Origin of the sequence: Lactobacillus amylolyticus DSM 11664 (assembly GCF_000178475.1) — a bacterium.
Lineage (GTDB): Bacteria > Bacillota > Bacilli > Lactobacillales > Lactobacillaceae > Lactobacillus > Lactobacillus amylolyticus.
Map to the genome: position 1 here is coordinate 37914 of NZ_ADNY01000056.1, position 12634 is coordinate 50547.

Annotated in this window: 9 protein-coding genes and 1 pseudogene; 1 reads left to right on the plus strand and 9 read right to left on the minus strand. The window is 37.5% G+C overall.

Annotated features, from left to right (window positions below; translation table 11 throughout):
- Window positions 1-13 precede the first annotated feature (13 nt).
- The gene (locus HMPREF0493_RS06520) at window positions 14-3136 is read right to left on the minus strand and encodes a DNA polymerase III subunit alpha (RefSeq protein ID WP_006352551.1); all 3123 of its coding nucleotides are present in this window, start codon (window positions 3134-3136) and stop codon (window positions 14-16) included.
- Window positions 3137-3246: 110 nt separating this feature from the next.
- On the opposite strand from HMPREF0493_RS06520, the gene HMPREF0493_RS06525 reads away from it, so the two are divergent.
- Window positions 3247-3453, plus strand: coding sequence for a YjzD family protein (locus HMPREF0493_RS06525; RefSeq protein ID WP_040457360.1), 207 nt, complete (start codon window positions 3247-3249; stop codon window positions 3451-3453).
- Between the two features lie 43 nt (window positions 3454-3496).
- On the opposite strand, the gene HMPREF0493_RS06530 is transcribed toward HMPREF0493_RS06525, so the two are convergent.
- The 8 genes and pseudogenes from HMPREF0493_RS06530 to uvrC form a co-directional block, all read right to left on the minus strand.
- Window positions 3497-5053: a bifunctional metallophosphatase/5'-nucleotidase gene (locus HMPREF0493_RS06530; protein ID WP_040457362.1), complete on the minus strand. Its 1557-nt coding sequence runs from the start codon at window positions 5051-5053 to the stop codon at window positions 3497-3499.
- A gap of 56 nt (window positions 5054-5109) precedes the next feature.
- A complete protein-coding gene (gene rpmF, locus HMPREF0493_RS06535) occupies window positions 5110-5301 on the minus strand; it encodes a 50S ribosomal protein L32 (protein ID WP_006352554.1) in 192 nt (63 codons plus the stop codon).
- 109 nt (window positions 5302-5410) lie between these two features.
- On the minus strand, window positions 5411-5635 hold the full coding sequence (locus HMPREF0493_RS06540) for a lipopolysaccharide assembly protein LapA domain-containing protein (protein ID WP_006352555.1): 225 nt from the start codon (window positions 5633-5635) through the stop codon (window positions 5411-5413).
- A gap of 4 nt (window positions 5636-5639) precedes the next feature.
- Window positions 5640-6434 (minus strand): SDR family NAD(P)-dependent oxidoreductase, encoded by a 795-nt coding sequence (locus HMPREF0493_RS06545; protein WP_006352556.1) that lies wholly within the window; start codon window positions 6432-6434, stop codon window positions 5640-5642.
- Between the two features lies 1 nt (window position 6435).
- On the minus strand, window positions 6436-7371 hold the full coding sequence (gene rnz, locus HMPREF0493_RS06550) for a ribonuclease Z (RefSeq protein ID WP_006352557.1): 936 nt from the start codon (window positions 7369-7371) through the stop codon (window positions 6436-6438).
- Between the two features lie 16 nt (window positions 7372-7387).
- Window positions 7388-9304, minus strand: a pseudogene (locus HMPREF0493_RS06555) (acyltransferase family protein).
- Window positions 9305-9330: 26 nt separating this feature from the next.
- Entirely contained in the window at window positions 9331-10641 is a 1311-nt protein-coding gene (gene obgE, locus HMPREF0493_RS06560; protein ID WP_006352560.1) for a GTPase ObgE, read from the minus strand.
- Between the two features lie 75 nt (window positions 10642-10716).
- Window positions 10717-12519, minus strand: coding sequence for an excinuclease ABC subunit UvrC (gene uvrC / locus HMPREF0493_RS06565; RefSeq protein ID WP_006352561.1), 1803 nt, complete (start codon window positions 12517-12519; stop codon window positions 10717-10719).
- Window positions 12520-12634 lie beyond the last annotated feature (115 nt).

Sequence of the window (12634 nt, forward strand, 5' to 3'; positions counted from 1 at the left end):
GTAAAAATTTTATTTATTCTTTAAAGTTCACGCGTTTCAAGTTAGTTAACAAATATTGCTTTTTGCTAGAATTGTAACGATCGCCCTGACACTTTACACCCAGCAAATAAATGTCGCCCTCTTTAAGTACTGAATGTATTTGATCATAAATTCGCGGAAAAATCGTAACTTCCTGCTGACTGCTTGAATCTGCAAAGCTGGCAAAAGCCATTGTTTGTCCTTTCTTGGTTCTAATTAATTTTAATTTCATTAACTTTCCAACACAGACACTGTTTTCATTGATATCAACTTGATTCAAGGCCTTAGCGTTAAATTTTTGCGCATACTTTTGAACGACGATCAATGGTGTAGTTGTGGTAGAAAATCCCAACACTTTTTCTTCCATATCAGCGCGTTGACTGCTTGTTGGAGCCGCTGCTTTCTTGATCGGTGCATCCCCAAGAAGTTCGGACAGTGAAAGATTTTGCCCCGTTAATTGCACATTTTCAATCATTTCTTTGCAATTTACCAGCAATTCATTGCGATTATCATTTAAATGATCAAAACAGCCTGCCATGATCAGCGCTCTAATTGGATCTAACTGCAAATATTTCAGCTCAATCTTACGTAAAAAATCATCAAGTGATTTTATCGGCTTTTTTAGCTGAACAATGCTTTTCGTAAAATCATTTCGCAGTCCCTTGATTGCCTTTAACCCCACTAAAATTTGTCCTTTTAGCAGTTTAAAATCTAAACCGCTTTGATTGATGTCTGGTGGCAAAATTCTAATTCCTGCTTCTTGCGCCTGCATGATATAATTTTGGGCCTTTAATTTGCTTGCCCCTGAAGAATTCAGCAATGCAGTATAAAAAGCAGCTGGATAATGAACCTTTAAATAGGCTAACCAATAAGCAATTTTGGTATAAGCGACAGCGTGCGACCTGTTAAAGCCATAGTTGGCAAATTGCTCAATATATTGATAAACGCGTTCACCTACTTGCTTAGAGTGACCTTTTTGAATTGTCCCTTCAATGAACTTCGCTTTTTCTTGTCCAATCAATGCTTGATTTTTCTTTGACATGGCTCTGCGAAGAAGGTCAGCCTCGCCTAAACTAAAGCCTGCTAAGATTTGAGCAGTCTGCATGACCTGTTCCTGATAAACCAAGATGCCATAAGTAGGAGCTAGAATTTGCTTCAAGCTTGGATCCGGATAAACAATAGCTTGCTCCCCTTTTTTACGTGCAATAAAAGTATCTATGTTCTGCATTGGACCTGGACGGTAAAGGGCATTAACCGCAACTAAATCCTCAAAATTATCAGGTGACAGCTTTCGAAGAACTTTTCTAATGCCTTCAGATTCAAATTGAAAGACAGCATCAGTTTTACCTGTACGAAACAATTCTAAAGTCTTTGCATCGTTTAACGGAATTTTGTTGGGATCGATATTTATTCCCTGACTTTTAATTAAAGCTAAGGTATTGCCTAAAATGGTTAGATTGCGTAAACCCAAAAAGTCAATTTTTAACAAACCTAATGATTCAACATATTTTTTGGTTTGCTGTGTTACAGGAATCCCCAATTGACCGGCTTGCAAGCCTGAAATGCTGGCAATCGAATTATCACTGATTACTAATCCGGCCGCATGAATCGAATAATGGCGCGGCAACCCTTCCAAAGCGCGTGCCGTTTGAAAAAGAAGCTTATTCTCAGATGTTGAATCAACAATCAAGCGCGTCTGGCGAGACTCCTGATAGGCTTCATTCAATGTGATTTTTCCTTTTGAATATGGAACAGCGTCAGCCCATTTATTAAGTTCAACCACACTTAATCCAAAAACGCGACCAGTATCCCGCAGCGCTTGTTTTGCCGCCAAGGTACCAAAAGTTAAAATTTGAGCTGCATGATCCATCCCATATTTACGATACATATATTTTATGACATCGTCTCTCCTAATATCGGGGATATCCAAGTCAATATCAGGCATTTCATGTCGAGCTGGATTTAAAAATCTTTCAAAAAGAAGATGATATTCTAGCGGATCGACTTCGGTAATTCTTAAGGCATAGGAAACTAAAGAACCACATGCTGACCCACGTCCGGGACCAGTAGTAATGCCAACTCTATGGCAATAATTGATTACATCCCAAACGATTAAAAAATAATCATCAAAACCCATGCGATTTATTACATCTAGCTCATAACGCAACCGTTTTTGATAAGCTTCTGGGACGTTTTTACCCTTAAAACGTGCCTTTAAGCCATTCTGAGCCAAATAAAGCAAATACTCTTTCGAACTAGCGAATTTATCTTGATGATATTTTGGCAGAACTGGCTTTTGAAAAATCACTTCAGCATTACATTCTTCTGCGATTTTCCAAGTATTATTCAAGGCTTGATCTAGGTAGAAATCGTGATAGCGAGAAAAAAGCTCTTCTCCCTCTGCCAAATAATGCGATCCTGTTTGTTTAGAAAGGGGAACGATATCTTGCAGCTTATCCCCTTGTTTTATTGCCTGCAAAGTTTTACGCAAAAAGTGATCTTGCGGATTTAAATACTGACAATCTTCAGTCGCAACAAGAGGTAAAGCAAATTGCTTTGCTAAAGACTGAATATAATCAATGTAATTATTTTGATTCTTGCTTGCGTAAACGCCTAAATATAGCTGACTTGTGGCAGGAACAATCTCTTTTAATTCACGAACAAAATCGGCTCCCAACTGATCATTACGCTGCGAAAGCATTACCAGCTCACTATGCTGATTAGCCGGGACAATTATAACCATTTCATCTAAATACTTAGTCAATTCTTTTAGAGTAAGAATTTTATTATTGTTACCATTATCTGTCAGCAAATTGATTGCACTAGAAAGGCGTAACAAATTATGGTAGCCAGCATTGCTTTTGGCGATTGCAATCAAATCATATTTTGAAGTAGGATCGATCAAACCATTGATTCTGATTTGCATCCCCAGCAGAGCTTTAATGCCGACCTCTTTAGCCAACTCAAAAAAATTGACCAATCCATAAGTCACGTTGATATCTGTTAAAGCAACGGCACCATAATTTCTTTTTTTGGCAGTCGTAAGCAAATCTTTAACTCTAGTTGGACTTTCCAGCAAAGAAAAAGCACTTAGATTTTGCAATGCTGCAATTTTCATTGTTTGGCCTCCTGTTCTTTTATAAATAGTATAGCAAATCACCTTTAAATTAATGGATTGAAAACATTCTTTATTTTTGATAAAATCGTGAGATGAAAGAAGGAATGATTATGGGTCGCTATATCGTAACTATTGTATGGAGCGTTATTTACATGATGGTTATTGGCTTTATTGCTGCTCCTTTAACCCAAAGTGCTTTTAATCCAAAAGAAGCTCTTATTATTGGAGTTGTCTTTGGTATCCTCTTTGCAGCAATTATTCCAACCATCACTGCTCATTCACATAAAGACAAAAGCAAGTTTTCAAATCTTAAGTAGAATAAAAAATAAACCGTTAGTCAGATGACTAACGGTTTATTTTTTAGTAAAAACGATAATTATGTTTTGTATCTACTTTAATCGACCCATGAGTTAAATATTCCGAAAACATTTGAACATAATCTTTATCCAGCGTAAATTCAATTTTATCCATGCTGTATTCTGGATAGAAACCGCCACCCATTGCACGATAATTGTTGACTGCTAAATGATAAATCTTATTATCTTCGATCGGCTTGCCATTTAAAACAAGCTTAGTTAAACGTTCACCGGCTGGTTTAGAAATATCTGCTTCGTATTCGATTGGATAAAAGACATCAAAATGATACAGCAATGGCTTAGGTTTGATCCAGCGATCAAGGAATTTGATTTTGCCATCAGTATCCTTTTTTAGGAAACTTGCACTATGTTCAATAATATGACGCAGCTGTTTACCGGTTAGTTTTACGCGACAAAGCTGATTGGCATAAGGATAATTGAGCAAAACATCACGCATTGTAACTTCTTTGCCGAATCCCTTAGCCTTCTCACTCATAACAGCAGTAGCAGACACATCTGCCTTGGTAAACCAAAGCTGCATTTGCTGCAGCAAATTAATAAATGGGGCTCCTTGCAAACGCCCTTTCATTGCATCTTCAATCGGTGCAGGTTCACTCAAATTAGCAATTGGCTGGTCTAACCATTTTTGAGTTCGTTCGTCTAAATTATGAACAAGCTCCACAATTTCTGGATCAGGTTCATAATCTTTAGTATCAATTAATCTAGTAGACATGCTATTGATCTTTTTTGTTTTTTCATCAATATCAAGCATAACTTCCGCAATAGCTTCTCCACGATAACCTGGTTGAACAATTGCGGTATTTTTTGATACCACATTTAACCGGCGGTGTTGGTGTCCTGTCAAAAAGACATCTACTTCCGGGATTTCGGTTAAAATCTTATAGCCTTCGTTCTCTCCACGATGTGGTTCTGTCACTTCACCAGTTACAGGATCGCTCTCAAAGCCGCCATGATATATTACTGCCAAAATATCTACTTTTGGTTTTAAGATTTTTGTATAATGCTTTATCTGTTCATAAGCAGAAATAAATTTTAACCCAGCAATGTTTTCTTTAGGTTCCCAGTGCGGAATATATTGAGTTGTAATTCCTAAAATACCAATCTTAATTCCACTTTTTTCAATAATTTGATATTCTTTGCCAAAAGCTGGTACATTGGTTTCTGCATCCAAAATATTGTCATTGATGATTGGTGCTTTATTGTTATCGATATAATAGGTTAAATAATCTTGTCCAAAATTAAAGTCGTGGTTTCCTAGACAACGTGCATCGTAGCCTACTTTATTGTAGGCTTCGGTAAAAATTACCAAGTCCCGGTAATCACCAGTAGAATGTGCATACGAAGCAAGTGGAGATCCTTGCAAGCAATCTCCGGCATCTGTCACCACAACATGATCTGCGCCGAATTTATTTTTTTCAGTCTTAATAGCAGTACTTACTCGACTCAAACTAAAAGGCGCTTCATAATTGTTTTTATTCTGATAGTCTGTCGGCAATAAAAAGCCATGGGTATCACTTGAATGTAAAAACACTAATTTCATAATTTTCCCTTCGAATTTAGGCATAAAAAAAGACACCACAAACCGGTGTCCTTTAATTACTTATTGTCGCTTTCGCTGTTCTTGTTAACAACTTGACGACCCTTGTAATAACCCTTAGGTGAAACGCGGTGGCTTAAACGGTATTCACCAGTAGTTGCATCATAGTGCATTGCTGGGACAGTTAACTTAATATGACCACGACGAGAACGTTTCTTTTGTTTAGAAGTATGTCTTGCTGGAACTGCCATTGATTTTGATCTCCTTTATTGTAGACTTAAGCTTCGACCACACTAAAAAGTGAGCCTAATCACTCATATGCTTCAATGATACTATTGAATCACTGATAAATCAAGATTATTAATTTTTCTTCTTAGTAATTTGCTGATCATGTCCTAAAAAATAACCTAGCAAAACACCGATGATAATCATCACCACTAAGACAATAATCAACGGTAATTTAAATGAAAACAATCCAAAATTGATTTCTACTAGCTTTGTATTTAAAACAACGAAAATTACTGCTAATAAAGCTAAAATTAAACTAATAATCAAATTTATCTGTCGTTTATTCTTCAATTTCATTTTCTTACTTTCTAGAAGCCACTTTGAGTGAAATAATATCACCTATCGTTGGGAACAAATTATAGAATTTTGCTGCAATTGCCAAGCTAATCGGCAAATTCAATTCCCGCTTATCGCTACCGAAGTAGTGAACAACTTGCCAAGCAACATCATTAGGATCAAGCATGAATGCTTGAACATTTTTGACGTAATTACCGGTCTTGTCAGCAATATTAAAGAAATTGGTATAAACAGGGCCTGGGTTGACCGTCATAACTTTAACGCCAAATGGCTTCAATTCTAAGCGCAATACATTTGAAAATTGAATCACTGCAGCCTTGGATGCACTATAAGCTGCAGATTTGGTTGTTGGAATTTTACCGGCAATTGAACCAAAGTTAATAATTTGACCAGTCTTTTCTTCCATCATTACCCGACCTACCAAACGAGTAAAGTACATCAGTCCGAGAACATTTACTTGGAACATATTGGTGGCATCTTGCATATCACTGTCCATAAAGGTTTCAAACTTGCCAAAACCGGCACAATTTACCAAGAAATCAATATGTTGGACGCTGGCAATAATTTTCTTAAAGGTTGCTTTGATTTCATCTGCCTTACCTATATCAGTTGGGAAAACATATGCATCAGTTCCTGATAATTCTTTAGCTTCAGAAGCAATTTCATTTAGTTTGCCTTCGTTTCGTGCAATTAAAATAACTGTTGCACCACGTCCGGCACTCTCTAGCACAATTGAACGTCCAATGCCGCTAGAAGCACCTGTGATTACGACTACCTTATTTCTTAAAGAATTACTCATCTTAATTTGTTCCTTTCATTTGAATATTAATTTGATCCAAATCATTAACTAATATTGTATTAGGAAAAACTTTCTTAGCTTGTTTTTCTAAACGCTTAGCCTTATTGCCCAAATATCTGGCTGAAATATGGTCTAAACACAATTTCTTTACGCCATTATCACGGGCAACTTGCGCTGCTTCAACAGAAGTTGAATGGTAATATGAATGAGCCAACTTGGCTTCATTGCCAGCAAATGTTGATTCATGAACCAATACATCCGCATTTTGCGCCAATTTGGCAATATTAGGGGTTGAACGAGTATCGTATATGATTGTTACAATTCTTCCGGGTCTTGCTGGTCCCAAGAAGTCTTTTCCATTCAAAATAGTACCGTCTGCCAAAGCGATTTGCTCGCCCGCCTTTAATTTACCATATAAAGGTCCATTTGGAATATGATATTTCGCAAGTTTATTCATCAAAAGCTCACCAGGCCGAGAGTTTTCGACAATACGATAACCGAAACTCGGAACTCGGTGATCTAATTTTTCTGTATAAACTCTAAAATCTTTTCCTTGATAAATCAGTCCGCCCTCAGTTAACTCAACGAATTTTATTGGATAAGAAACTTTAGTACGTGAAACGCGCAATGATGTTTTAACGAATTGCTCTAAACCTGGTGGTCCATAAATTGTTAACGGTCCTACATCCCCTTGAAAAGAACGCGTGGCTAGCAAGCCGGGCAACCCAAAGATATGATCTCCATGATTATGTGAAATAAATATTTTGGTTACCTTTCTTAAACGAATATTTGTCTTTAAAATTTGATGCTGTGTAGCCTCACCAATATCAAACAACCAAATTTCATTGAGTTCGTCTAATAGCTTTAAAGCCAGTCCAGCAACATTGCGCTGCTTTGAAGGCTGACCAGCCCCAGTTCCTAAAAATTGTAATTCCATGAACTACTTTCCTATTCTAAAATTTTGCATGCTTCACAATTGTTTTTACAATGTATGCACTATAATATTTCGATCCTTTTGGCGTAGGGTGAGTTTTATCTTGATAGAACCAATTTGGATGGTTCTTTGAATATCTATACCAATTAATAACCGTAAGATTATCATAATGTTTTTGGGCTTGGTCAAGCAAGCTATTAACTTGATCTTGCCATTGTCTAGTTGGTACATGAGTATTAATCCAGAACACATGCCGCTTTTTTCCAACCTGATTCATCAATCGATCTAAATCACCCATTGAGAAAGGTCCGTTGGTTCCTAAACCAATTAAGACATTATCAGCAAGTGCACCTTGATTTTGATAGCTGCTTAGCAATCCAAAAGCAACATTCATTTGCCTTTACACAGCAGCGTCAATGATTGCCTTAGGCATTAACTGCTTTAAGTCATTGCTTGAGCTGGCCATTACGGAATCGCCGATTGCCGTTACTGGCATTTGTTGAGCCAACTGTAAATCAACTTGAGAAATACCATATTTAACGTAGCTCTTGTTCACTGGATGCTTTTTGGCTTCTTTTTTGGCCTTTTGAACAACCTTGCTTGTCTTTTGTTTCTTAGGTGTCTTTTTAAATTTTTTAATTAGTGCTTGATTATCTTTTTTCTGTTTTGCGCGATTGGCTTTAATTCTCTTAGCTAATTGCGTTTTATTGAAGTCAACGCTTTTAGCTGTTGGTGAAATTGCTATTCCAATGCTGCCAATTATTAAAACAAAAGCGACAAAAGCGGCCATAACTTTTTTAGACCAATTATTATTTCTCATATCAAATAAATGACTGAAATAATTTTTGGTGCCTTGCCACGTAATTCGTCCCATTGGTCGTTCAATCAAACGATAAGTTGCTTCGCTGATTAACAATATCAAGATTATTTCAATAATATGATAAAGAGTAGCGTGATCGCCAATATCAGTCATCTTATCTTCAAAGAAGATCATAACCGGAAATTGATACAGATATATTCCATAGCTGCGAGAACCTATCCAACTGAAGACAGGATTAGTAAGGATTCGATTCCAATGACTGCCTGGATGCGCAATAATTGCAATCATAATTGTCGTCAAAATGGAGAAGATGAGCATTCCACCACAATATGTAAATGCTGTTTGTGGGTTCATTGTACTGCTGAAGAACATGAGCAGCATGCCAACAAAAGCAATCAACCCTGTCAGATCCAATATTCGACTATTACGCTTTGCAATCGATGACCGCAAATCTTCAACTGGCCAGATCACTGCCATTGCAGCACCTAGTCCAAGTGAGAAAAAGCGAGTATCAGTACCATAATAGATTCGGTTAATATCGGCCCCTCTAAGGTACAGAATTGCCATTTCTAACGCAGAAAGCAGTGAAAAGGCAAATATGATCCAAAAAATATGTTTACGAGAATGAGCAAATTTTACTAATAAAAAGATGACAATTGGCCACAGAATATAAAATTGCCCTTCTATGGACATCGTCCATAAATGCGTAAATGGTGATTCATTACTGACAAATCTTTCAAAATAGCTTTGACCATTTAAAATTTGCCAAAAATTATAAACATTCAGCAAATTGCTGATCACAATTTGATTTAATTTTGCCAGTAAATTTCTTTGAAAAAGTACTATCCAGGCAGAGGAAAGCCACAATACAGCAATTAATTGCGGGTATAAGCGTTTAATCCGATGCGAGTAAAATCGTTTATTATCATAACTACCTTTTTCCTGATATGACCGCAGCATATGGTCAGTAACCAGATATCCTGAAAGCACAAAAAAGATCAGTACGCCAAGATAGCCACCACCAAACGTATTCGGATCAAGATGATATAGAATAACGCCAATTACCGCTAATGCTCTGAGCCCCGAATATCCTGTAATAAACCGATTCTTTTTCATTATTAAATTCTCAAATACTCTCCAAGTTATTGTACAAATTCAAAGTTAAAGTCACCAATTGCAACATCATCGCCATTCTCTGCGCCAGCCTTTCTTAAGGCCTCATCAACGCCAAGATTGTTCAATTTACGTGCAAGTAGCATAATTCCATCTTGGTGATCCAAATTGATTCTTTGCACCAATCGTTCAAGTCCCTCACCTTTAACGATAAATGCATGTTCATCCACTTTTTCAACTGTAAACTCATTAGTCTTTGGTGCTTTGAATTTATATTCTTTATTCTTCTGAACAGACACTGGTTTTTCTTCAGTTTGGCTGCGTTCTTCTTCAACTTTTTCTACTAAGTTAGCTGCATCGCGCATTAATTCATTGATGCCTTGATGAGTTACGCTGGAAATCGCATAAACCGGTTCACCAATCTTCTCTTGTGCTAATGCATCCTTAAATTCTTGATACTTCTGATCAGCACCAGGAATATCCATTTGCGTTGCAACGATCAATTCGCGTTTTTTAGTTAAGTCAGTGGCGTAATTAGCCAATTCCTTTTTAATAACATGATAGTCTTCGATTGCCTCACGACCATTGTTTGGATCCATTGACACTAAATGCAAAATAACCTTGGTACGTTCAATATGCCGTAAAAACTGCATCCCTAAGCCAACGCCTTGACTTGCACCTTCAATTAATCCTGGCAAATCTGCCATTGAAAAGTCGCGACCATCAGGCAAGATTACCATACCCAAGTTTGGCGTTAACGTAGTAAATTGATATGCCGCAATTTTTGGTTTGGCTTTGGTTACTACTGACAGCAAAGTTGATTTGCCCACTGAAGGAAAGCCGACCAAACCGACATCAGCCAACATTTTCAGCTCTAAACGCAGAACGCGATCTTCACCAGGCTCACCATTTTCAGCAATTTCTGGTGCAGTATTAACACTATTAGCAAAATGGATGTTTCCTCTTCCGCCGCGGCCACCTTTAGCAACCACAAGCTCTTGACCATTCTCAACCAAATCACCAATAACTTCGTTAGTATCAAAATCATATACTGTCGTACCAACAGGAACTTTCAAATAAAGATCCTTGGCAGCACGACCATATTGTGCCTTGATTCTACCGTTTTCACCATTATCAGCCTTGAACTTTCGCCGATATCTAAAGTCCATCAATGTTCTTAAGCCGCTATCAGCCACAAAAATTATGCTGCCGCCACGACCGCCATCACCACCAGCTGGACCGCCGTTAGGGACGAATTTTTCATGGCGGAAAGCAACCATGCCATCTCCGCCTTTTCCGGCTTGAACTTCAATTTTTGTTTGATCTACAAATGTTGGCATGTGAAAACTCCTTCCGTCTTTCTAACTTTAATATAATAACACAGAAATGGCTATAATAAGCTATTCTTTCAGAGATTACAAACTTAATTTAACAGATTGTGCCTGGGTTAGGGTCAAACCAGCATTTCTTAATTCATCAATTGAAGCCTCTTTGATTTTCTTCATTGAGCCAAATTGACGCAAAAGCTTGTTGCGACTCTTTGGGCCGATACCCTTAATTGAATCCAGTCGACTAGATAAAGCATTCTTAGCATGAGTTCTTCTATGAAAAGTGATCGCAAAACGGTGCACTTCGTCCTGAATTCTGGTCATTAAATAAAAGCCCTGCGATTTTGGATCCATTGGAATTAGTTTAAACGGCTGCCCATTAATCGGATCGCCGAATAATAAGTGATTGGTTCTATGCTTATCATCTTTAACCATACCGGCAACTGGAATGTTCAGATTAAGCTCATTGCGCAAAACGTCTTCACAAGCCTCGACCTGAATCTGACCACCATCCATCAAAATTAAATCAGGCATCTTTTTATGCTCTCTTAGTAAGCGGCCATAACGTCTGCGCACTACCTCACGAGTATTGCGCAATTCATCGCCACCGTTCTGATGTTCAACTTCACCTTTTAATTTATATTTACGATATGAAGTCTTGTCAGTTTCACCATCTTTGAACACTACTAATGCCGATACCGGATCCGCTCCCTGAATATGCGAGTGGTCAAAACTTTCAATAATGTGACCGTAAGGCAAACCTAAAGCTGCAAAAATTTCTTTTTGCGCGCCTTTGGTTTTACGATTGCCTAATTCTAGCAGACGGAATTTATCATCGAGTTTTAGCTTAGCGTTGTCTTTAGCCATCTCAAGCAGAGCACGCTTTTGGCCTCGTTGCGGAGTTCTCACCGGCACGTGCAAGACTTCGGATAAATCTTCATTGTCAATTCCTTTGGGAACTAAAACTTCTTTTGGCAATACACGATTTCTTTGATTGTAGAACTGAACGATAAACGAAACAAATTCATCTTCCGGTTCACCAGCATCAGTCAAGGGAAACATTCTTGTTTCTCGTCTTAATAGTTTAGCCTGCCGTAAAAAGAAGATTTGAACTGACAGCCAAGATTTATCAACATAGAAATTAAAAATATCGCGTTGAGTGTTGTCATTAGAAATAATTTTTTGCTTTTCGACTGTTTCCTCAATATATTTTAACTGATCACGAATTTCCGCTGCTCGTTCAAATTCTAATTGTTGCGAAGCTGTTTCCATCTTTTGCGTTAAGTCTTGTTTAACCCAGCCAATATCACCATTTAGAAAGCTTTTTATTTTCTTGATCTGCTCTGCATATTCTTTTTCAGGCACTTTTTTAAAACAAGCTCCCAGACATTGTCCCATATGGTAGTAAAGACACGGTCTGCCTTGATAGCCATTGCAACGGCGCAATGGAAATACTTTTTGAATAAACTTAAGCGTTGCCTGTGCCGCATAGACATTAGGATACGGTCCAAAATAATAGCCTTTATCCTTATGAACCACACTGGTCAGCTTGGTTTGCGGATCACGTTCGTTAGTAATTTCAATATAAGGATAGCCTGTTCCCTGCTTTAATTGCACATTATAATAAGGTTGATATTTTTTAATGAGAGTAATTTCAAGCAGAAAGGCCTCTTTATCAGTAGAAACAGTAATGATATCGTAGTCACGAATTTCACGAACTAATTCAGCTCTTCTGCCAACTTGCTTGCTTTTAAAATATGAACGGACACGATTTTTTAAATTTTTCGACTTGCCAACATAAATCACCGTACCGTTAATATCTTTCATCAAATAGCATCCCGGTTTGGCCGGTAAGAATTTCAATTTGTTTTCAATTAGTTCAGTTGCCAAAAAATCACCCCTCTATTTTGCATTCAAATTTTAACATATTTATAAATTTCTCCATTATTTTACACATTTGCCAAAAGAAAGATCGCTTTGAAACTGATTGTTTGATATATTTTTA